This window comes from Vibrio sp. NFR, from assembly GCF_027587095.1.
In the GTDB taxonomy this organism is placed as follows: domain Bacteria; phylum Pseudomonadota; class Gammaproteobacteria; order Enterobacterales; family Vibrionaceae; genus Vibrio; species Vibrio harveyi.
Map to the genome: position 1 here is coordinate 428955 of NZ_JAPPTN010000001.1, position 22149 is coordinate 451103.

A 22149-nucleotide genomic window follows, 5' to 3' on the forward strand; every position below is an offset into this window, starting at 1 on the left:
AAGACGACCGCTTAATTAGAGAAGGGAGGAATCTAGCTTTCTGTAACCGTTTCTGAAGCTTGCTCTACTTTGTCGTCAACCGCTTTTACAAGCAGTAGACCAACAGCAAGAACAATCACACCACAGAAGACGAAGATTAGGCGTCCCCACATTGGGTTAGGCAGAACGAACATGGTCATCACGCCAACACCTGCGACTGCAATCAGTGAGCCAAGCATGCGGCGTTGTTTGTTATCCAGTTTCTTCTGTTCTGTAGACTCAGATACAAGTGGTGTCGCTAGGTTTTCGAAGAATTTGTCTACGTTCTTTTGACGTTCTTCTGAAAGCGGCTTGTAGAACAATGTCGACATCATGAAGAAGCCAGCGGTGAAGACTAGGTGAGCGATCAGACCGATAGCAACTTTCAAGTCAGACCATTCGCGACCTGTTAACGGCTCTAGGTTAAACCAGTTTTGAACCATGTCTGCTGTGATGACGAAGCCAACAAAGTAAGAGACGATACCACCCATGACTAGCGTGCCCCAGCCAGCCCAGTCTGGCGTTTTCTTAATAAAGAAGCCGCAGAACGCAGGGATGGTCATTGGGAAGCCAATTAACGCGCCCACATACATCATGGTGTCGAACAGGCTTAGCCCCTTCAGTGAGTTGATGAACAGAGCAACCAATATGATGGCAACACCAAAGAACGTTGAGGTCAGCTTAGATACCACCACCAGCTCTTTTTCTGTTGCTTGAGGGCGAAGGATTGGCTCGTAGAAGTTCTTAACGAAGATGCCTGAGTTGCGGTTTAGACCAGAGTCCATAGAAGACATGGTCGCTGCAAACATGGCGGCAATCAGTAGACCCACCATACCTGCTGGCATGTACTCTTGTACGAAGTAAAGGTACGCGAAGTCACCAGCTTTAGAACCTGCATCTGGGTATTGTGCTGCTAGGTCAATACCTTGACCTGCAATGAACCAAGAAGGCATGAACCAAATTAGTGGACCCATTGTCATTAATAAACAAGCCAATAGAGCTGCTTTTTTCGCGTTCTTAGAGTCTTTTGCTGCAAGGTAGCGGTAAGAGTTCAGCATGTTGTTGGTGATACTGAACTGCTTAAAGAAGATAAAGAATGCCCAAATACCGAAGATGCTTAGGTAATTCAGGTTGTTACCTGAAACAAATGATGCGCCTTCTTCTACAGGGAAATTATTGATGATCTCTGTAACGCCACCGCCTTGAACGATCGCCACAACCGCACAGGTTACCGTTACTGCCATAATGATGACCATCTGCATGAAGTCAGAAGCGATAACTGCCCAAGAGCCGCCCGTTACCGACATTACAAGTACAACAAGACCTGTCACTATGATTGTGGTGGTCATATCGAAGCCGAATATGCCCGACGCGATGATTGCCAGACCATTCAACCAGATACCTGCTGAGATTACGCTGTTTGGCATGCCAGACCAAGTAAACACTTGCTCGTTGAACTTACCGAAACGCATACGAATTGCCTCTATAACCGTCACGACGCGTAGCTGACGGAACTTAGGCGCAAAGTAGAGGTAGTTCATTAGGTAACCGAATGCGTTAGCTAAGAAGATGACGGCCACCGCAAAGCCATCAGCATAGGCTTTACCAGCTGCACCAGTAAACGTCCATGCACTGAACTGCGTCATAAATGCGGTTGCACCTACCATCCACCAAAGCATGCTGCCGCCGCCTCGGAAGTAGTCACTGGTGGTACTGGTAAACGTTCTGAACATCCAACCTATTGCAATTAAGAATAGAAAGTAGATGCCTACAATAAGGGTATTGAGTTCCATCTTTAGACCTTTTGATAGTTATTTAATGTCTTGAGGTAATACTAACTATCAGTCTGTTTATTTGTAGTACAATAACTCAAAAGCGTGACGAATGATCCGGAATGGGTTATTTCAATAATCATACAAGTGATCGTGATCGAATATTGACATTGCACTCAAAAAGGGAAAAGAAAACTACTACAACATCACATTAATCTATCAATAAATTGGATGTGTACGAGGTACGTTCAGTGGGATTTCTAGGTTTAGATATCAAAGGGTATAACGGTGTAAGAAGGTAGGAAGTATTATTATATTTGTATGACTATTTCAGATAAAAAAACGCCCACGACATGCCTGTAATGCGTGGGCGAAAAACGGTATTGATACCGTCTGAGCCAATAGCTCTGTTGGATTGCAATAGAACAGTGAAACGCGGTTCTGGATGTAGCTGAAAGATACTCGAGGGGTATATCTCTCATCGCTGCTAAGCACGTTACGCTGTAAGATCTTCGACAATCATTGCAAAGTTCAACAAAGCTAGGCTCTGTAAAGTGTTGTTATGATATGGGAGCAACTATACCAATCGACACAAGTCATCATCCTCGTCTGATCGATCTCGGCGCTTTACTTATGCCGATTGGTATTAACGATCTCCGCTTAACTTTCTCCACTTAATTAATGATTACTGACGAATAAAGCGTTTTCATTGGCTTATTGTCCGTCAATAGCAAGCCTAAACTGGTCGCTGGTCACTGGTCGAGATGGGGCGTGGCGACAAAAAGAACAATCTCTACACCCACTTAAGTCCGATGAGGACGACAACGGTAGGGAGTAACAACAAGCTGCTCAGGACCATTAAAACTTGAGCAAAAGTGAGTAGGGATGACAAAACAGTATTCTTCAATGTTGAAATTTTCACCGGGTGAATCCATCCTGCTCGCTTTGCTTTGCCTCTATTGGCTATTTCTGCTGCTTGCTCACCTTTCTATCTACTTATGTCTCAGCCTTACATAAGTGATCTTCGCTTCTGTTGCGTCGAGCCCTCTTCATTTCACCTCTAAAAACCAAGGATGCTTAACCTGTAATTTGACTCTATGTAGGAAAGATCATGGCGAAAAGCACACGTCAACAGTAACTTTATGTTCTGTGTCTCAAAATCTCCAAATGATTATATTGTATGATAAATAAAGGTAAACTAAGTTGGTGTAAAAATATGCGGTAGAGCACACTTTTGCCCTAAATATTAAGACAATTAAAAACAGTGAAACAGTCTTAATGCATTTAATATCAATATTTTATTTAATTAAGTGGAAGTTGTAATAAAGCTTTATAATGTGGATAAATCATACAATTAGATCTAATTCACAGATCGCTCAACATCGGCTAGGTACTATATTTGTAGTATTTTAACTCAAGATAAAGGCCGATAATAATGAAATCCCTACGACCTCTACATCTAGCAACCTGCCTCAGCACCATTCTTTTCAGTGCTAACACTCTTGCTGCAGACTTTGTGTTTCTTGATGAAGCAACGCTTGAACAAAATCGCGCTGTTTTACAGTCAGATAAAGCGAGCGATTCAATGAAAGACGCGTACGATCGTCTGATTGAAGAAGCAGAACTGGCAATGAAAGATGGCCCGTTCACGGTTACCGCGAAAGGCATGACTCCACCAAGCGGTAGCAAAAACGATTACATGAGTATAAGCCCTTACTGGTGGCCAGATGAATCCAAAGAAGATGGTCTTCCTTGGGTCCGCCATGATGGCAAAACTAACCCAGCTTCGAAAACGGCGGAAACAGATTCTAAACGCATAGGTCATTTCACGCGCTCTGTTCGTGCACTTGCATTGGCTTATTACTTCAGTCAAGACGAGAAATACGCAAACCAAGGTATTGAGTATGTTCGCACTTGGTTTATGAATGACGAAACCAAGATGAACCCGAACGTGAATTACGGGCAGGGTGTTCCTGGACGAGCAGAAGGACGTCGTGGCGGCATCATTGATACACGTACGCTGGCAGATCGCATGCTGGATTCCATTGCCATCCTATCGCTTTCTCCAGCTTGGACGGATAAAGACGAACAGCAAATCACACAATGGTACGGCGAGTACTTAGATTGGTTGATTGTTGATGACTTATCAGGTGGTCCGAAAGGCGAAGCGGCAGCGGCGAACAACCACGGCACTTGGTATGACTTCCAAGTCGCGAGTATTGCTTACTTCTTAGGTAATGAGCCTCTAGCAAAACAGATGGTTCAAAAGGGCAAGATGCGTGTAGACACTCAGTTTGAAAAAGACGGTTCTCAACCTCATGAAATCGAACGCACTCGTGCTTACCACTACCACTACTTCAGCTTAGATCCATTGGTCGGCATCGCTCAAATCGGTGACAAAGTGGGCATCGACCTCTGGCACTACCAAAACAAGAAAGGTGGCTCGTTAGCACAAGGTATTCAGCTAATGGCGACTTATCAAGATCCAGCGTCTGACTGGCCATACACCGCAAAAGACAATCCACGCCGAGTAGAACGCATGACACCAATTTACCTAAAAGCAGGTGTGGCGATGGAGAAACCTGAATGGGTGAAACTGGCAACAGAAACCGACTTTAGCCAATTCACAGTGAAGAAGAATTTGGCAGAAGTTTGGGCTCAGCGCGATATCGAATTGCTTTATCCAAAACAATAAAACCCTAGAAGGGCGGCGTGTAATGCGTCGCCACTTTGAAAAACTATTTATCTACAGTGGAACACTACTATGACATCTAAAAAACAAATTGCTTTAGCGATCGCGACCACCCTTTTTGCAGGCAGTATTTCAGCCGCATCACTAGACTTCCGTGAAGAATACAAACACGATTCAGAACAATGGGCAGGTCGTATTAAGATCAGTGGTAGCACTGGCAATCATTACTACGGCGTTGAAATGAAGCACACAGGCAACCTAAGTGAACTTCAGCGCGGTGACAGTGAGTTTGAATATGGTTACCACTTCAAATTGGATGACCACTGGCGTATTACTACTTCGATGCCAATTACGTTTGGTGATGAAGCCGTAACATACAAACCTCAGGTTCGCGTTCAATACAAATTCGATTCTGGTATCACAACGAAGCTTCGCTACCGTCACGAATTCCGCAACTACGCATCGGGTAAAACTTCAACGGGCTTAGATGGTCAGCAACATGATTCACTAAACGCAGGCAAGATCACAGGTAATATCGATTACAACTGGAACGCATGGCAATTTGGCTTTGAAGCGAACTACAAAGAAGATTTCTTCAGTAATGAGTGGAAGCTTGGCAACCGTGACGGTAAATACGAGTGGGATTACAACCTAAAAGTGGGTTACAAAGAGAAAGGTTGGGATTGGCGTCCATACGTTGAGTTCGGCAACGTTCAGTGTAACAGCTCTTGTGATGACAGCTCATCGCGCCAGCTACGTAGCCGTGTTGGTGTCACGTACAGCTTCTAATCCAAGCGAATACAAATTTAGAGTCTTTCCAATAGCCCGCCCCGAAGCGGGCTATTTTTGTATGGCTTTCGCATGATTACAGTACAAGAGCATATCAACATGAACCTAAAAACGTCTGCATGATCTATGTTTAATCCACTTAGATTGGTAACTTGTCGGATTAACTGGCAAATAAAGACGTATTGAAAAGTGGGAACTTCGCCATTGAGCATTTTGAGTGACACGTTCGAAAGAGACGCAACCAAGTTCGCCGTCACCAAAAGGAAGCTGGCGCTAGATACGTCAGATTTTTTCATATTCGAATGTATAGTGAGCTAGAGACTCAATCGATAAAGGGTACCGATGGTAGTTTTTCCTTGAGGTGTAATTCGAGTTTTTTGTGCCAACAACAACTCTGCTGTCGCGACCGCGTCCGCTAACGCATTATGTCCGTTGTACTCAGGCAAGCCATAACGAGCGCGAGTGCCTGACAGGGTGACATCAATTTCGTCACGAGGATTGATCGCTTTTTGTAAGTGCTTTTCAATGCACATAGTGTCGAGCCAAACCAAGGGCGGCTCGCTGAGTTTAAATACGCGCTGAAGATACTGATTGATGAACTGAGTTTCGACGACACAAGCGTGAGCGACTAAAATCTTGCCTTTGGCTGCGCAGAAGAATGCACGCATTGCATCATGGATAGAAACGCCTTCAGACAGCATTTGCGGCGTAATATGGTTGATCACGGCAGTTTCTGGCTTGATTTGCGAATCGCTATTAATGTACATGTGCTGACTGGTGGCAAGATCTACTTTGCCATGAACAATGTCGACCCAGCCGATTGATAAAATCAAATCTTCTTCGCTGTCTAATCCTGTCGTTTCCAAATCCAATACAATATAGCTGGCATCCTGAGCGAATTGCGTGGCGTCCAAATATGGCGTTTGAACCAACGCTTTGATGTGCTCTGGCATTGTTGTTTGCTTCGCGTATTGCTCACGCTTTCGATTCAGGCGTGAGCAAGGATGAAAGTGGTCTAAGATCCGCTTCATTAACGGCTCCCAAAGCGCACTTTCGCGGCTTCTTGCAAATCCGCAATAATACGGAAGGCGTCTTTCAGGTGTTGGCGTTCAAAGCTACCGAACGTGTTTGGGTCGATGTGGTTATTTGGCTCTTCACCGCGTTTAAGCGCCTCTAACTGATGACCAAAACGGAACGATAAGATGAACTGGTACGCGTTCAGGATGTTCTTGTACGCATCTTCACTCAATACACCCGCTTCATTGGCGGCTTTGAAGCGCTCGTCGGTCGCGGTTAAATCACACTCAACTGCTAAACCGTAAATGCGCGCCAAATCAATGATTAGGTTGATGGCGTACTTTTTCACGTCTAGCGTCTTCTTATTCTCGCCGGATTTCTCCAAGACTAAACTGTTGAAGATGCCAAGCGGAGGGTTCGTGTTTACCGCATCATTCACCAGCATGGAAAGGAATTCACGGTTACTGCGAATGTTGGTGTGCAGTTCATCTCGCAAGATACTTTCGTAATCTTTATTGCCATAAAGGGTACGAATTTCCAAGAACACACTGATGTTCAGTAAACGTTCGTACTCTGGGTTGGCAACCCATTTCTTGTAGTACTTCTTCCAGACACTCAAAGGTTGGCACCACTTTGGCGTTGCGGCCATAAATTTGCCAGGACACAAAGGATAATCACAACTCGCAAGGCCGTTACTGACGATCATAGCAAGATGCTTGAAGTAAATTCGGTCATTCTCCGTCGCGTGGTCAGCAAGGACAATCGCACTGTCTTGATCCGACAGCATATGGACTTCGTTGCGAGCGTGCGAACCTGCCACAATCCATGAGAACTTACATGGTGGAGGTCCAAGTTTATCAATCGCGATTTGAATCAAGCGGCGCGTGTAAGCGTCCATGATCATCGTCATCACTTTACCGATGACTTCCGGTGAAACGTGCCCATCAACCAGAGCTTCAAAGATAGCTTGGCGCTCTGGTGTGAAGCTCGACAGTGATTTTACGCTGCCCGCATATTTGATTTTTTCGATTAAGAAGATCGCTTGTACGCGGTGATTTTGTACAAGGTGAGTCGTAGTAAGAACACCTACGACCTTATTGCTCTCGACCAGCGGTAGATTGCGGATATTGTGTTGCATCATCATAGATGCAGCGTGTAAAACTAGGTCATCCGGTTTGATGGTCTGTGGATCGTGCGTCATGACCTCTGAAATAGGGCTGTCGGTACTTACCCCTTGCGCGATAACACGCTTGGTCATATCGCGGTCGGTAATTAAACCGACGATTTTGTCATTCTCATAAACCACGGCACAAGGCGAGCACTTAGTTAGCATTTCGTTGGCAACGGCTTGAATCGACTGGTCGGCTGTCACTACAGCAACGCGACCACTGGCGACTTCACCAACTCGGCGAATGAACAAACCTTTCTCTTTGTTGGACCAAACGACATCCAGTGCTGATTTCAAACGAACCTGTGCCTGTGAAGCAAAATGCTCCGCACATTCAGGATGCGATTCAAACAATTTTTTGAGAGCAGAATTAGGAATTACGTACACCAGCGAGTTCTCGATAGCGATGGCTCGATAGCCCTTATTGCTGTCTATTTGCCTACCAAGAAAAGTAAAACCGAAAATGTCTTCAGGACCCAGTTTCGCGCGCAGTACACCATCAGACTTTCTTTGTTCCATGGAGCCTGTGCGGATGATATAGAGTGATTTCTCTTGCCCGGTCACGCATTGGTCAATGACTTCACCTTTGCCAAGGTAAGTAATCTGCACGTGCGATGCGAGTTCACGCAAAGCCGGTTTTGGAATTTTGTCGAATGGGTCGATTTGCCCAATAAATTGCAAGATGTTTGGCAGCAGAGATTCAGTCATAACACGGCACATTAGATGATTTAATTTGTATTATTATATATCTAAAACCATGCAAAGTATCATTGATTAGGAAAATTTTTGTGAAGGTCGAAGGGATTCTGAGAGGATAAGAAGGAAAGAGTAGACAAAAAAGCACGCGCTAGGGCGTGCTTTTTAATGTCAGATCTTGAAAGTGCTTTAGTTGACTGCGGTCAGGCGGTGTTTTGAATCGAGTAGGTGGTTTGCCGAAGCTTGGCGAGCCTTATCCGGGTTACCTGCCATGATTGCATCGTAAATTTGGCGGTGTTCTTTGATACACGTGCTACCTTCTTCCGAAGAGTGGGCAATGAAGTTCACGAACATGGTCGTCAGAATATTGCCAAACGGGAGGTAGAAATCGTTACCTGTCGCATTGAAGATTAGGCTGTGGAAACGGGTATCGACTTCCATCCAACGTGCTTGGTCAAATTCTTCGGCTTCTGCCACTTCAACCATTTGTTGGAAAGTTTCCGATAATTCAATTCGTTGCTCTGCTGTCGCGTGGATAGCTGCGAGTGCACAGGCTTCCGGTTCGATAGCTCGGCGTAAACCTAGGAACTGACTACAGAATTGGTCAGTGTCAGCAAGTCCGTCCATCCATTCAATTAATTGAGGATCCAAAAAGTTCCAGTAAGCGCGGTTGATAACACGCGTACCAACTTTAGGACGAGACTCTAACAGACCCTTCGACGTCAGCAATTTTACTGCTTCACGTAATGCGGTGCGGCTAATGCCAAATTGCTCACAAAGAACCATTTCACCGGGTAGGATAGAACCTTGAGGGAGCTTACCAGACAAAATGCCACGAGCGATTTCACGTGCAACTTGCACATGAAGGCTTCGCTTCGAGCCTGAGATAGAATGAAATTCGCCAGACATAATCTTCACTTAATTGCTAAATATGTATTATTTAAGCCGTACTATAGCACTCCTACACCCCTGTACCAAGCGGATGTTAACGTAATATAAGAGGGGTCACAGAACCTTTCTTTGCAGCAGGCACAATCAATGTTTGCGTTGACTTCAGCCTATTCTCTCAATCGTTTTGAACGCTATCAACTTGTTAAATTATTCATACAAATAATAGCTCAAAAATCCAGCACACTGTGACCAGAAGCACAATTGCGGTTCAAAAATGGCGAATTTTGCCAGTTCTCACTCAATTGATAGTAAATACGCTTGCAGGAGAAAGATCTTATTGTATGATTTATTCGTTCGGCACGAATAACTAACATAGGTAAACCGTAATGTTTAACGATTTGAAAGGTAAACGCGTACTTATCACTGGCTCTACAGCAGGTATGGGCTTAGCGGCTGCACGCGTGTTTGCAAAATACGGCGCAAAAATCGGCATCAACAGTCATCAAGCTGGTCCGGATGCCGATGCTGCGGTAACCGAGCTTACCGCACTTGGTGGTGATGTGAAGTTTTTCCAAGCGAATCTTATGGTGACCGCTGATTGCGAAAAACTGGTTAAGGAGTTCACTGATCATTTCGGTGGCATGGACGTGCTAATCAACAACGCTGGTGGTCTTGGCGGTCGTGAAAACCTAGAAAACATTGATGATGAGTTTTACAACCGTGTAATGGATCTGAACGCACGTTCAGCGTTAATGACAACCAAATATTCAATCCCACACCTACGTACGTCGGCTGCAGAATCTGGTGAAACTGCTTGTGTGATTAGTACTGGTTCTATCGCTGCTCGCGAAGGTGGTGGTGTTGGTGCAGGTATCTACGCAGCATCAAAAGCGTGGTTGCATGACATTCACCGTAACTGGGTGAAAGAGTTCACTAAAGACAATATCCGTTTCAACATCGTTTCACCGGGCACAATCGACACAGCATTCCACGATGGTAAGTCTGATGAGTTGAAAGCGGCGATCGCAAATGGCATTCCAATGGGACGCTTTGGTCGAATCGACGAAGTTGCACCAACATTTGCTTTCTTCGCTTCACATGCATGTGCGGGTTACATCACTGGTCAAGTTCTGGATGTAAATGGTGGTCAAATGGCGCCATAAGCGCTGACCCATTTCGTTTCAGACGAATACACTGACCTCAAAAAGCCAGCTTCGTCTGGCTTTTTTTGATCATTTATTGAGTGCCAAAGCACTGGAAACATAATTATAAGGAGCGTCAAATGGCAAAATTTTCTCTTGTGGAAGATTCACACCGCAAGATTCATGTGCAAGTTGCCAGACAAATCGCCCGCAAAATACTGTCAGGTGAGCTAAATCAAAATGAAAGGCTACCGAATGAAATGGAACTCTGTGACGCATTTGGGGTGAGTCGTACGGCATTGCGCGAATCAACCAAACTGCTTTCAGCAAAAGGGTTGATCGAGTCTAAGCCAAAAGTAGGGACAACAGTTCGTGCGCGTAATAATTGGCATTTTCTCGATCCACAACTCTTGGAATGGATTCAAGATTTAGAAGATACCGAGCCGTTTCTGGCTCAGTTTTTGGGGCTACGTAAAGCGATTGAGCCTGAGGCATGTGCCTTGGCTGCAAGTAACGCAACGGCAGAGCAAAGAAAGGAATTGTCGGTCATTTTTCAGCGTATGACCATGGCAGCCAGTCGCTATGACTATGACGATTGGACGGTCAACGACCACCTGTTTCACCAGACAATTTTCTTGTCCACGGGTAACCAATTCTATATTCCGTTTGGCAATATTCTCTCGACCATCTTTAAGCTGTTTATCGATCATTCAGCTGAAGGTGGTCGATTCTGCATTGAAGAGCATCGTGAAATTTATGACGCCATCATGGCGGGCAATGGCGATCAAGCTCGGTTAGCGTCGCACACTTTGCTGAATGACGAAAACCAAAAACTGTCCCAGGTCGTTAACGGTTGATGAATCAACATATGTTTGGCTTTGCTCCATGAATATGAAAAGGGGGGCATAGCCAAGGTTTTAATGACAACCGCTTGTTGTGTTTGCGGTTCTCTGTGACAACTTTGAAAGGTCTAGCATGTCTTCCCAACCCTATATAAGAAAAAATCTGTCCCTCGCTTGGCCTCTGGCCTTGAACGCACTGTTAATGCAGTCGATGTTAATGATCGACACCTTCCTCGTATCACCGCTCGGTGAAGTTTCTCTTGCTGCCATGGGTATTGCTACCACTATCGTCTCCTTTGTTTTAGGTATACAAATGGCGTTGGCGAACGGTTCACAGTTGGTACTTAGCCGTGCGGTCGGATCTGGGCAACATTTGTCGCTCAACAAAGGCTTCTGGGCGGGCTTAATTATCAACGTTTTGGTCGCGGTCTTGTTTTGGACATTAATTACCGCCTTCGACAAAGCGCTGATCAGTAAGTTAACCGATAATGTCGCCCTTTATGCAGAGACTGAACGCTACCTTGCTGTTGCTAAGTTCATCATTATTTTCAACGCAATTACTCAAGTGATGATCGCTTTGTTTAATGCACTTGGTCGAACCAAAGTGCCGTTTAAAGGTTACTTGATTGAGTTGCCAGTGAACATGGCAATGTCTTATGTGCTGATTCACGGATTAGCAGGCTTTGAGGGGATTGGTGTGCAAGGTGCAGCGGCAGGCAGCTTAATCGCGATCACCATTCGACTGTCGTATTTGACTCTCTGTATCAAGTTAGATGACTCCATTGTCTTGTCGACTAAAAATCTGGATGCTTCACTGAAGAGAAACACACTCAATCACTTTAAAGAGATTTTCCCTGTTGCAGCAAACGTGACCATGCTGCAAACCGGTGCGACCATTTACATGTTGTTGTACTCGCAGCTTACCTTGAACGCCTACGTAGCTATGACCATTGTGATGCCTTGGATTAAAGCAGGTACACAGTTCATCACCGCTTGGGCACACTCGTCGGCGATTACGATCAGTCAAGCTATCGGGTCACGACAAATGGATGAGTTACGCAAGAACGTTGATATCAGCATCGACATGGCAGTGATGATCTCGTTTGTATCCGCTGCCTTTTTCCTTGCGTTGAGTTTCGTTCTTCCAGATTTGTATCCAGATTTGGACCCGACTACATACGTTGCACTTGCTTCCATTGCCCCGCTGTACATTTTGTTGCCAATTGTGCGTGGCTATAACACGGTGCATGGGCATGTTTTACGTGCATTAGGTAAGACAACGGAAGTATTCAAGATTAACTTCACTGGTCAGTGGATCGTGTCTATCCCGTTATGTGCGTTGATCATTCTGCATTGGGACCTTTCTTTTTTCTGGGCGTTCGCCGTTATGCCATTTGAGGAGATAGTAAAAGCGCTACCGTTTAGGCATTTGGCGCGTAAATCCCTTAATGAGTTTGATTTAAAGAAAGCAGAGAAGCTTATGTATGATTAATAAGTAAGTTGTCATCCGATTAAAAGCCCTCAACGACGAGGGCTTTTTTATGGCAGTTGCTTGCTCACTATGGAAGGGAGACAACCGATGAGAGGGGCTTTTAGTACCGATTTCTGCGGATAAGGTACTCTCAGTGAAAGGGGCGTTTTAAGTGATAGGTCAGATTCAAGAAAGAACAAGAAGCCCTCGCTTTGAAAAGCCCGAAACATTGGTCAAGTTGGTAGAGTTTTGTTCTCTAAGTTAAAGCTAAACCGCAAGTAACCTGATAGCTAATGATTAATTTCAAACATCCCTAATCAGCAGAGTCCTGTGGTTAGGTGCTTTTTGTGCCTTCAATAAAACACGTACAAACGATTTGTTTTGATAAAACTGAGAGAGACTTAGTGATTTGAATTGAAAGAAAAAAAGCCGAACATGACGTCCGGCTTTGAATTAGTTCCCGATTTTTTACATTAATTTCTAGTGGCTATCTAAAGATTAAATTTGTGCGAATGCGCCTTCCCAAGTGTAAGCCACACCGTCGAATTCAACGCGATGTGCAGCGTTTTGCTTGTCTTCATCTAAGTTGCAAATAGCGAACAGATAAGCGTTGCCTGTTGTGGTTTGCAGACGAATCACAGTACCCACTTCGTTGTTGCCAACGACGGTTACTGACTCAACTAGACCACGAGCGCCAACCGATGCTTCGATAGACTCGTTGAAGTAACCGTGTGTTTCTAGCACTGAGGCAAACACGTGGTTCTGACCTGATTGACGTAGAATAAGTGCTGGTTCGCTCTTCAAGTTGAAGTCTGGATCATTTGCGCCTGTGCGGGTGAAGAACACTTTGCCGCCGTTAGTTGCGCTTGTGATTAGCGAGTAGTAGCTGTTGTCGTGCAACCAGCTTACCAGTGAACTGCCTTCGACTTGACCAGAACCGATGTTCCATAGGTGCTGGTAGCCGTTGTCTTCGCCCATTGGACGCAGCGTGCTTTCTACATCGTATTCAAAATCCGTACGGATGATTTGACCAGAGTAGTGCACTGGCAGGTCGTATTGGTGTTCTTGATCTGCTTCGATGCGGTAAACATCAATCACAAGCGGTTTTTCAAATTCTGGCAACTCAGCAAGAATGATGCTGCGCTGCATGTCTACGCCGTTGTAATAACTAGAGATGCGACCGCTCATGCCTTGCAGTTTTTCGTCATCAGCTTTGAAGAAGTGCTTAGAACCGAACTTGGTTTCTGCTAGCGCTGTGTCGAAGTTGTTTTGTGTCTTTTGGTCAACCGTTACTGTGTTGTGTGCGACCGTCTGCTTACAGTAAGACTTGTTCTCTGGGATGTAACGACCGCCAAATTTAGGCTCAACGTTTACCCAGCGACCAAAGCCGTAATCGTGCAGCACTTCATGACCGCGGTTAAACACGCTCAGGTGTAAACCATCGTAGTGACCGTGGTCTAGCGCTGAGTGGTACTGATGATCGGAGCCGTGTTGACCAAACCAGATAAGCGCCATTGTGTCGTCGTCTTGCTCGTCACGGTGACGAAGAATGCTTACGCCGCCTTTTTCGCCCTCTGGACCGTCTGTTACGAATAGGCTACCCCAGTTGAACGGTTTGATGTTATCTGCGGCTGCAACTGCGTCAGACAATGTTTTACCTGAGATATGAACCCAAACGTCTTGCTGGTGGTCTGCCATGCCAAGTAGCGTTTCAGACTGCTCGTAACGGTGGAAGCACACTGACGTAGCCATGATTACGCCTTCATCGTTAATCGAAATCGTCTTCGATGAATCGTTCAGTGCTGGCAAAGTACCATCTGGGAATGCCGTCTTAAATACTGCGTAAGACGTGGTCTTGATGACCGAGTTGTTAAATTCGTAAATACCAAGCTCAGGCTGACGACGTTCAATCGCTTCTGCAAATAGGTAGATTGGACGCAGCGAGAAACGGTGGTAGTAAGGACCTTCCATGTAGTAGCCGTCTGGCGAGAACAACTGGTCTAACTGAGCTAGGAAGCCGCCGCTCACTTTATCCAGTTTCAAGCCGTAAAGCGCTTTGTCTACTGCATCTTGATCGTTAATTGCGTAACCACAGATACCGACTGCTGCTACAGCCCACAGACCGTGGTTGTGTACGATGTCGAAGTCGTGACCGTAAGTGACTACGAACAGCTCAATCATTTGTTTGAACAGATCGTTTTCAATCAGTGTTTTTTGCTCTTCTTCCAATGTGTGGTAAATGCAGCTGTACGCACAAGAGGCGTATAGCATCCACATGTTCTCGTTCAGAGTTTGGTGGAAGATCTTACCCGGAGGGTTAGAGTCACGGCTGGTGTTGCTCTCTAGCGTCGGGTATACCTTCGCGTAAGCCGTTAGCATGTCCACGATGTAATCGCGGTATTTCTGTTCGCCAGTGATAAGGAATAGGCGACCCGCTAGATCAATGTGGATGTAGTTTTGCTTGTGGCGGTTATGCTCGTAACCGCCTCCTTCGCCGTGACCTGGAACTTCAATACCTACTTCTGCCATGTAAGCGTCAGTTTGTTTGATGTCACGTGCTAATGCGTTTCCTAATAGGCTATCCGTGCCAAGTGCTTTGCTTAGTTCTGCCGCTTCTTCGAAGTTCATTAATAGCGGTTGGTAAGACTGGGTTTGGTAGCTCATTATTATTTCTCCTGCCCGAATGCGTTCACTTCTAGAGAGTAGAAGCCATTCCAGCTGTAGGTTTTACCGTTCAATTCTACTTGGTGTGGGGTTTGGTCGTCAGCGCCTAGCACATTGCTGATCATCACAGTAACCAGTGATTTTTCAGTCGTGATTTCTACGATGCTACCAACGGCGTTGTAACCCACGACGCGGATATCTTTCACCTGACCACGTGCATTCACCGATTGCTCAAACTCTTCATTGAAGTAGCCGTGTGTTTCTAGCACAGAAGCAAATAGCGTCGATTCGCCCTTGCTGCGTAGAATGAATGCAGGTTCGCTACGTAGGTTAAAGCTTGGGTCATTGGCGCCAGTGCGAGTGAAGATCACTTCATTATCGCCGTTCTGTTTCGCGCTGCTGCTTGTGCCTAACCAAGTGTAGTAGGTGCTGTTTTGTAGCCAGCTAACTAGCGCCATATCTTGCACTTTGCCGCTTGCTACTTTCCAAAGGTGTTGGTAACCGAAGTCATCGCCAAGCGTGTTCAGTTCACCAAAGCTTTGGTAATCGAAGTTAGTACGTACGATTTGACCATCGTATTGATGAGAGTAGTCGTACTGATGCTCGCCTTCACCTTCGATGCGGTAAAGGTCTAGCAATAGCGGTGCTTCAAGCTCATCTAGGTTAAGCATGAACACACTGCGCTGCATGTCTGTGTTCGGGTAGTGGTCGTTCGCAAACGCGCTCATACCGTTGATTTCAGTGCCTTCCACTTTGAAGAAGTGAGGCAAACCGTGCACTGAATCAGCGCGGTCTACATCGAAACCATTCTGACATTGCTCATCAATCGTTACCGCGTTATGCGCGATAGTTTGACGTGCGTACGATTTGTTTTCGTCTAGGTAACGACCGCCGAATTTAGGCTCAACGTTTACCCAGCGACAGAAGCCGTATTCACGCAGCACTTCTTGACCACGGTTGAAGAAGGTAATGCCAAGCGTATCGAAGTTACCATGTCCCATGCCGTGTTGACCGTAGTTCATCACAAGCTGTGACACATCACCGGTTTTATCCTGCATACGGATAAAGCCTTGTGCACCGTTGTTGCCAGTTGGACCTTCGTTAAGTTCCACACTTGGCCAGAAAGGCATGCCGATTTCACGGTCTGCGATTGCTTTATCGTAAGCTTGAGAAAGCTCTAGACCGCATGGGTGCATCCAAACGGCGTTTTGAATCTTCGCCATGCCTAGAATGTTGTCATCCAAGTCGTAGTGCTTGCTGTAAACGCTCACTGCAACTTGAACACCCATATCGGTAATGCTCATGGTACGAGATGCGTCGTTTAGGGCAGGGAACTCACCATTCGGGTAAGCTGTTGCCAGCATCGCCTGTACTGTGTTGCCAATCACTTTGTCTTTGTAGTTGTAGATGTCTACTTCAGGCATGTGACGGTGTACCACTTCTGCAAATACACAAGTTGGACGAATCGCATAACGATGGTAGTACGGACCTTCCATGTAGTAACCAGAAGGTGCGAACAGTTGTGAGATTTGCGCTAGGAAGCCGCCAGTATCATCACGATCTTGACCATACACAGACATCTCTAGATATTCAGGTTTGCCAATAGCTAGACCACAAATACCAACAGCCGCCACTGCCCAGATACCGTGGTTGTGAATACGGTCGAAATCGTGCGCGTATTTCACGGTGAACATGTCTAGCATTGGTTCGAAAATGCGCTCAACAACCGCAGTGCGCTCTTCTTCTGTCATCACTGATGCCACGCAAGAGTAGGCAAGACTAGTAAACATTAACCAACAGTGTTCATTAAGGATCTGGTGGAAAAGACGACCTGTAGGGTTAGTGTTTTTCTGTACGTGGAAATCAAAGGTGAGGTACTTCTCTGCGTAAATAGCGAGAAGATCTTTAACGAACTGCGCGTACTTTTCTTCTTGAGTGATCAAGAACAAACGACCCGCTAAGTTCATGTAGGTATAGTTTTGTTTGTGGCGGTTGTGCTCGTAGCCACCCGCTTCGCCGTGACCTGGTACGTCTAGAGGCAGACGCATAAAGGCTTCAAGTTCCTTGCGATTCGCTTCAATGGATTTGCCCATTAAGCTTGGCTTTCCGACTTCCTTTCTTAGTAGTTCGACTTCTGCTTCAGTCAACAAAATCGGTTGTGTAGTCATTTCTTTACCACCCTCAGATGAAGTGTGTTGTTTTCTTAAACTTTCTATAAAGTAATACAATATTAAGTTTGGGTGTAGTTTTTGTGGCAAAAAGAGAGAGTGAAATCACGCGATTTTAGTTAACTTGTTGATTTTAAATACGGTGAAAATCCTTTTTGTGGCTGATATTTCTACGTTATCAATCGTTGAGTGGAATGCTTTAGGTCTCTCCATTTGATGGATATCACATATTTTTAGATATATTGTATGACAATTGAAGTGGATCGGATATGCTCTTTACCAATTCGACAGCAGACCCTTTCGTTTCGTGTTTCACTTTTATCAACATGACGGTTTTTTAAGAGAACCTTCTTGTGAAAGCATGGTTAAGAATGAAGTGCAGTAGGGTTCGCTTTAATAGAGACTTTTTAGGAGTATGACGATGAATTCTTTCTTTGTATTAGATGAGAACCCGTGGGAAGAGTTAGGCGGCGGTATCAAGCGTAAAATTGTTGCTTACACAGATGATCTGATGGCTGTTCACCTATGTTTTGACAAAGGTGCGATTGGTGCTCCACATACGCATGAGATTCACGATCAAATCGGTTACGTAGTACGTGGCAGCTTTGAAGCAGAAATCGAAGGCGAAAAGAAAGTACTGAAAGAGGGTGACGCGTACTTTGCTCGTAAGCACATGATGCATGGTGCGGTTGCACTAGAGCAAGACAGCATTCTTCTGGATATCTTCAACCCAGCTCGTGAAGACTTCTTAAAGTAACGTATAGCGCAACCTCAGTTGCTAAGGTGACAGTATGAAATCATTAAATATCGCGATCATTGGCGAATGTATGGTTGAGCTACAGAAAAAGGAAGGTCAGTTGCGTCAGTCATTCGGTGGTGACACGTTGAATACCGCTCTTTACTTATCCCGTTTGACGAAAGCTCACGATATCAAAACTAGCTATGTAACTGCCCTGGGTAATGATCCTTTTAGCCAAGAAATGCTTTCAGCATGGCAAGAAGAGGGCATTGATACCAGCTTAGTGTTGACTGTTAATGGTAAACAGCCGGGTATTTACTACATCGAAACGGATGAGACAGGCGAGCGTTACTTCCACTATTGGCGTAATGAAGCAGCAGCAAAGTTTTTGTTTGAACAGAACGAATCTTCGGCACTAGTCGACACGCTTTATTCTTATGATGCGGTTTACCTGAGTGGCATTACATTAGCGATTCTTACTGAAGAAGGTAAGACGCAGTTGTTTGCATTCCTCGAACGCTTTAAAGCGCAAGGCGGCAAGGTTATTTTCGATAATAACTATCGTCCTAAATTGTGGGAAAGCCGAGAGAATGCCATGTCTTGGTACCTTAAGATTCTTAAGTTTACCGATATTGCTCTACTCACATTTGAAGATGAGCAAATGCTGTATGGTGACGAGCATCTAGAACAGTGCATTGAGAGAACCTCTGCACTGGGCGTGGATGAAATCATCATTAAACGTGGCAGCAAAGATTGTTTAGTTGTGGCGAATAGTGAAGCGCAATACGTGGCACCAAACAAAGTCGATAGCGTGATTGATACGACGGCAGCAGGTGACTCTTTCAGTGCAGGCTTTTTGGCGAAGCGTTTGACTGGTGGTAACGCGGCTGAATCGGCTTACTCTGGTCATTGTATGGCTGGTGAGGTTATTCAGCACAAAGGTGCCATCATTCCACGTGAAGTGATGCCCGATCTTCCTTTGTAATTCTTTTGCGGAGTGTTGAATAATCGGCGCTCCGCAGTGATTTATTGAACTCAAGTTAACGACGATGAGTACACTCTTATGACGACATTAAACGAACAATTAGCAAACCTAAAAGTAATTCCTGTTATTGCCATCAACAAAGCAGAAGATGCGATTCCTCTAGGTCGCACTTTGGTTGAAAACGGTATGCCTTGCGCTGAAATCACGTTCCGCACAGAGTGTGCTGCAGAAGCGATTCGTGCTATGCGCGCTGAGTTCCCAGAAATGTTGATTGGTGCGGGTACAATCTTAACTAATGAACAAGTTGACCAAGCGATTGAAGCCGGTGTGGACTTTATTGTTAGCCCAGGCTTTAACCCTCGTACGGTTCAATACTGCCTAGACAAGGGCGTAGCTATTGTACCTGGCGTAAACAATCCAAGCCTTGTTGAGCAAGCGATGGAAATGGGTCTGCGTACACTTAAGTTCTTCCCTGCTGAGCCATCTGGCGGTGTTGGTATGCTTAAAGCACTAACGGCAGTTTACCCAGTAAAATTCATGCCAACAGGTGGTGTGAGCCTAGGTAACGTAGATGAGTACTTGTCTATTCCTTCAGTGCTGGCATGTGGCGGTACTTGGATGGTTCCAACAAAACTTATCGATGAAGGCAAGTGGGATGAACTAGGTACATTGGTTCGTGACGCCGTCGCTCACGTAGCATAAGTGCAGTAGCGCCCCGATAAAATTAGCGAAAAGAATGTAAAGCGAGCCTTAGTGCTCGCTTTTTTGTGTTTGAAAGAGGCGAGATAAAGGAACCAGAAAAGAGATTTCCTACTCAGTCGTCCTCCTTCTAGGAAATGACGGTAAGGAGTAGGGGAAAAGCTGAGAGGAGAAGCATGAGGTTTGAGAGCTGGGAATAGAAATGCGCAGAACCTACTCCGCGTCATTCTCGAGAGCGACGAAGGAGCGAGTCGGGAATCTCAATTTTTGTATTCATCTATAATCGCGCTTGCGATCCAGTTCATCTGAAACATCTCATTACGTTTCCTACAAATAAATGCCACGCATTTTTGATCTTCAGACAAAGCACAAGAAAGAAAAATATTCCATACTTTAATGGATTTCCAATATATTATTTGTATTACAATATAGCGCAATGGCTTACGTGGTGATTATTCCTTTAAATCCCAAAGATCCAAGAAAATAAAGGCTTTTAGTGCGTTTTCTTCGTCGAATAACTTATGCTTTAGATCACAATTAAAGCTTATTGTAGTACAAATAAAAATATGAACGGAGTAATCTAGGCAGTAGAAAATGATCAAACTCGAAAGGCTGAAAAAATGACTATTGATACTTTTGTTGTTCTTGCCTACTTCTTCTTCCTAGTTGCCATTGGTTGGATGTTCCGTAAGTTCACGACGTCGACCAGTGACTACTTCCGAGGGGGCGGTAAGATGTTATGGTGGATGGTAGGTGCTACCGCCTTCATGACGCAATTTTCAGCATGGACGTTTACAGGTGCCGCAGGACGCGCGTTCAACGACGGTTTCGTTGTTGTAATCCTATTCTTAGCCAACGCATTTGGCTACTTCTTGAACTATCTCTACTTTGCTCCAAAGTTCCGCCAGCTACGTGTAGTAACGGCAATCGAAGCAATTCGTCAGCGTTTTGGTAAAACGTCAGAGCAGTTCTTCACTTGGGCTGGTATGCCAGACAGCTTGATCTCAGCTGGTATCTGGTTGAATGGTCTCGCAATCTTCGTGGCTGCGGTGTTCAATATTCCGATGGAAGCGACCATTATCGTAACTGGTTTGGTTCTGATGTTGATGGCGGTAACGGGCGGCTCTTGGGCGGTTGTTGCTTCTGACTTCATGCAGATGCTGGTTATCATGGCGGTAACCATTACTTGTGCGGTGGCGGCTTACTTCCACGGCGGCGGTATTGGTAACATCGTGTCGAATTTCCACGGCGACTTCATGCTGGGTAATAACCTGAACTACATCAGTATATTTGTCCTTTGGGTGGTGTTCATCTTTGTTAAGCAGTTCGGTGTAATGAACAACAGCATCAACGCTTACCGCTACCTATGTGCAAAAGACAGTGAGAATGCGCGTAAAGCTGCAGGTCTTGCATGTGTGTTGATGATTGTTGGTCCTATCATTTGGTTCCTACCTCCTTGGTACGTAGCGGCATTTATGCCTGACTTCGCAGAGCAGTACGGCTCAGTAGGTGGTGATGCAGCTTACTTAGCGTTCGTACAAAACGTAATGCCGGCGGGTATGGTGGGTCTTCTGATGTCAGCAATGTTTGCGGCGACCATGTCTTCAATGGACTCTGGTCTAAACCGTAACGCAGGTATCTTTGTGATGAACTTCTACAGCCCTATTGTACGCCCGCAAGCGTCACAGAAAGAGCTGGTTATCGTGAGTAAAGTGACGACCATTATGATGGGCTTCATCATCATCGGTATTGGTTTGTTTATTAACTCACTACGTCACCTGAGCTTGTTTGATATCGTACTAAACGTAGGTGCGTTGATTGGTTTCCCAATGTTGATTCCTGTGTTACTTGGTATGTGGATTCGTAAGACGCCAGACTGGGCTGGTTGGGCAACACTCGTTGTAGGTGGCTTTGTTTCTTACATCTTCGGTATCTCTCTACAAGCACAAGATGTTGAGCACCTATTCGGACTAGAACAAGCTCTAACAGCACGTGAGTGGGCTGACCTCAAAGTTGGCTTGAGCTTAGCGGCGCACGTTGTCTTCACTGGTGGTTTCTTCTTACTAACAACACGCTTCTACAAAGGCTTGACGCCTGAGCGTGAAAAAGAAGTGGACCAATTGTTCGAGAACTGGAACACACCGCTTGTCGCTGATAGTGAAGAGCAACAAAACCTAGATACAAAACAGCGTGGCATGCTTGGTAAGCTTATTAGCGTAGCAGGCTTCGGTATCCTAGCGATGGCTCTGATTCCAAACGAGCCAACAGGTCGACTGCTGTTCATCTTGTGTGGTGCGATTGTTCTCTCGGTTGGTGTTCTGTTAGTGAACGCGGCGCGAGGACCTAAAAGCCCAAAGTTAGCTAACGCGAAAAGCTAACCGCAATTAACAAACTCT

At 45.4% G+C, this 22149-nt stretch carries 15 protein-coding genes and 1 pseudogene; 9 read left to right on the top strand and 7 right to left on the bottom strand.

All coding sequences use genetic code 11. The annotated features are described in order from the left end of the window. Window positions 1-32: 32 nt before the first annotated feature. Window positions 33-1811, bottom strand: a complete 1779-nt coding sequence (locus tag OH463_RS01945; RefSeq protein WP_005450862.1) for a sodium:solute symporter family protein — start codon at window positions 1809-1811, stop codon at window positions 33-35. Window positions 1812-3225: 1414 nt separating this feature from the next. Here OH463_RS01945 and OH463_RS01950 point away from each other — a divergent pair. Both OH463_RS01950 and OH463_RS01955 read left to right on the top strand, forming a co-directional pair. Next, on the top strand, window positions 3226-4485 hold the full coding sequence (locus OH463_RS01950) for an alginate lyase family protein (protein WP_005450861.1): 1260 nt from the start codon (window positions 3226-3228) through the stop codon (window positions 4483-4485). Between the two features lie 69 nt (window positions 4486-4554). Then, window positions 4555-5271 (top strand): oligogalacturonate-specific porin KdgM family protein, encoded by a 717-nt coding sequence (locus OH463_RS01955; protein ID WP_005450860.1) that lies wholly within the window; start codon window positions 4555-4557, stop codon window positions 5269-5271. A 149-nt stretch (window positions 5272-5420) separates the two neighbouring features. Here the strand turns inward: OH463_RS01955 and OH463_RS01960 are convergent. The 4 genes and pseudogenes from OH463_RS01960 to OH463_RS01975 form a co-directional block, all read right to left on the bottom strand. Next, window positions 5421-5567: pseudogene (locus OH463_RS01960) on the bottom strand (DMT family transporter); the annotation flags it as partial. 18 nt (window positions 5568-5585) lie between these two features. After that, window positions 5586-6302: a 3'-5' exonuclease gene (locus tag OH463_RS01965; protein WP_047513402.1), complete on the bottom strand. Its 717-nt coding sequence runs from the start codon at window positions 6300-6302 to the stop codon at window positions 5586-5588. After that, the gene (locus OH463_RS01970) at window positions 6302-8164 is read right to left on the bottom strand and encodes a putative nucleotidyltransferase substrate binding domain-containing protein (RefSeq protein ID WP_049535736.1); all 1863 of its coding nucleotides are present in this window, start codon (window positions 8162-8164) and stop codon (window positions 6302-6304) included. The genes OH463_RS01965 and OH463_RS01970 overlap by 1 nt, the downstream gene beginning before the upstream one ends. A 177-nt stretch (window positions 8165-8341) precedes the next feature. Beyond that, the gene (locus tag OH463_RS01975) at window positions 8342-9061 is read right to left on the bottom strand and encodes a FadR/GntR family transcriptional regulator (RefSeq protein ID WP_005450857.1); all 720 of its coding nucleotides are present in this window, start codon (window positions 9059-9061) and stop codon (window positions 8342-8344) included. Between the two features lie 368 nt (window positions 9062-9429). On the opposite strand from OH463_RS01975, the gene OH463_RS01980 reads away from it, so the two are divergent. The 3 genes from OH463_RS01980 to OH463_RS01990 all read left to right on the top strand — a co-directional run bounded on the left by OH463_RS01980 (window position 9430) and on the right by OH463_RS01990 (window position 12519). Then, complete coding sequence (locus OH463_RS01980) at window positions 9430-10206, top strand: SDR family NAD(P)-dependent oxidoreductase (RefSeq protein ID WP_005450856.1); 777 nt, start codon at window positions 9430-9432, stop codon at window positions 10204-10206. A 119-nt stretch (window positions 10207-10325) separates the two neighbouring features. Next, window positions 10326-11042 (top strand): FadR/GntR family transcriptional regulator, encoded by a 717-nt coding sequence (locus tag OH463_RS01985; protein WP_005450855.1) that lies wholly within the window; start codon window positions 10326-10328, stop codon window positions 11040-11042. Between the two features lie 187 nt (window positions 11043-11229). Further along, window positions 11230-12519 (top strand): MATE family efflux transporter, encoded by a 1290-nt coding sequence (locus OH463_RS01990; protein WP_017188222.1) that lies wholly within the window; start codon window positions 11230-11232, stop codon window positions 12517-12519. Between the two features lie 477 nt (window positions 12520-12996). Here the strand turns inward: OH463_RS01990 and OH463_RS01995 are convergent, their stop codons facing one another. Continuing rightward, window positions 12997-15162, bottom strand: coding sequence for a heparinase II/III domain-containing protein (locus OH463_RS01995; protein WP_269990382.1), 2166 nt, complete (start codon window positions 15160-15162; stop codon window positions 12997-12999). A 2-nt stretch (window positions 15163-15164) separates the two neighbouring features. Beyond that, window positions 15165-17330, bottom strand: a complete 2166-nt coding sequence (locus OH463_RS02000) for a heparinase II/III domain-containing protein (RefSeq protein WP_269990383.1) — start codon at window positions 17328-17330, stop codon at window positions 15165-15167. A 421-nt stretch (window positions 17331-17751) separates the two neighbouring features. On the opposite strand from OH463_RS02000, the gene OH463_RS02005 reads away from it, so the two are divergent. From OH463_RS02005 to OH463_RS02020, 4 genes are all read left to right on the top strand, one after another. After that, entirely contained in the window at window positions 17752-18087 is a 336-nt protein-coding gene (locus OH463_RS02005) for a cupin domain-containing protein (RefSeq protein ID WP_005450851.1), read from the top strand. 34 nt (window positions 18088-18121) lie between these two features. Continuing rightward, window positions 18122-19054: a sugar kinase gene (locus tag OH463_RS02010; RefSeq protein ID WP_269990384.1), complete on the top strand. Its 933-nt coding sequence runs from the start codon at window positions 18122-18124 to the stop codon at window positions 19052-19054. A gap of 78 nt (window positions 19055-19132) precedes the next feature. Next, a complete protein-coding gene (locus OH463_RS02015) occupies window positions 19133-19756 on the top strand; it encodes a bifunctional 4-hydroxy-2-oxoglutarate aldolase/2-dehydro-3-deoxy-phosphogluconate aldolase (RefSeq protein WP_005388506.1) in 624 nt (207 codons plus the stop codon). 617 nt (window positions 19757-20373) lie between these two features. Next, window positions 20374-22131 carry a sodium:solute symporter family transporter gene (locus OH463_RS02020; protein WP_005450846.1) on the top strand — a complete coding sequence of 586 codons (1758 nt, stop codon included), beginning with the start codon at window positions 20374-20376 and terminating at the stop codon, window positions 22129-22131. Window positions 22132-22149 lie beyond the last annotated feature (18 nt).

Excerpts from the sequence above, each read along its gene's own strand:
- OH463_RS01945 (WP_005450862.1), bottom strand. The coding sequence starts at position 1,811 with ATGGAACTCAATACCCTTATTGTAGGCATCTACTTTCTATTCTTAATT.
- OH463_RS01950 (WP_005450861.1), top strand. The coding sequence starts at position 3,226 with ATGAAATCCCTACGACCTCTACATCTAGCAACCTGCCTCAGCACCATT.
- OH463_RS01955 (WP_005450860.1), top strand. The coding sequence starts at position 4,555 with ATGACATCTAAAAAACAAATTGCTTTAGCGATCGCGACCACCCTTTTT.
- OH463_RS01965 (WP_047513402.1), bottom strand. The coding sequence starts at position 6,302 with ATGAAGCGGATCTTAGACCACTTTCATCCTTGCTCACGCCTGAATCGA.
- OH463_RS01970 (WP_049535736.1), bottom strand. The coding sequence starts at position 8,164 with ATGACTGAATCTCTGCTGCCAAACATCTTGCAATTTATTGGGCAAATC.
- OH463_RS01975 (WP_005450857.1), bottom strand. The coding sequence starts at position 9,061 with ATGTCTGGCGAATTTCATTCTATCTCAGGCTCGAAGCGAAGCCTTCAT.
- OH463_RS01980 (WP_005450856.1), top strand. The coding sequence starts at position 9,430 with ATGTTTAACGATTTGAAAGGTAAACGCGTACTTATCACTGGCTCTACA.
- OH463_RS01985 (WP_005450855.1), top strand. The coding sequence starts at position 10,326 with ATGGCAAAATTTTCTCTTGTGGAAGATTCACACCGCAAGATTCATGTG.
- OH463_RS01990 (WP_017188222.1), top strand. The coding sequence starts at position 11,230 with ATGCAGTCGATGTTAATGATCGACACCTTCCTCGTATCACCGCTCGGT.
- OH463_RS01995 (WP_269990382.1), bottom strand. The coding sequence starts at position 15,162 with ATGAGCTACCAAACCCAGTCTTACCAACCGCTATTAATGAACTTCGAA.
- OH463_RS02000 (WP_269990383.1), bottom strand. The coding sequence starts at position 17,330 with ATGACTACACAACCGATTTTGTTGACTGAAGCAGAAGTCGAACTACTA.
- OH463_RS02005 (WP_005450851.1), top strand. The coding sequence starts at position 17,752 with ATGAATTCTTTCTTTGTATTAGATGAGAACCCGTGGGAAGAGTTAGGC.
- OH463_RS02010 (WP_269990384.1), top strand. The coding sequence starts at position 18,122 with ATGAAATCATTAAATATCGCGATCATTGGCGAATGTATGGTTGAGCTA.
- OH463_RS02015 (WP_005388506.1), top strand. The coding sequence starts at position 19,133 with ATGACGACATTAAACGAACAATTAGCAAACCTAAAAGTAATTCCTGTT.
- OH463_RS02020 (WP_005450846.1), top strand. The coding sequence starts at position 20,374 with ATGACTATTGATACTTTTGTTGTTCTTGCCTACTTCTTCTTCCTAGTT.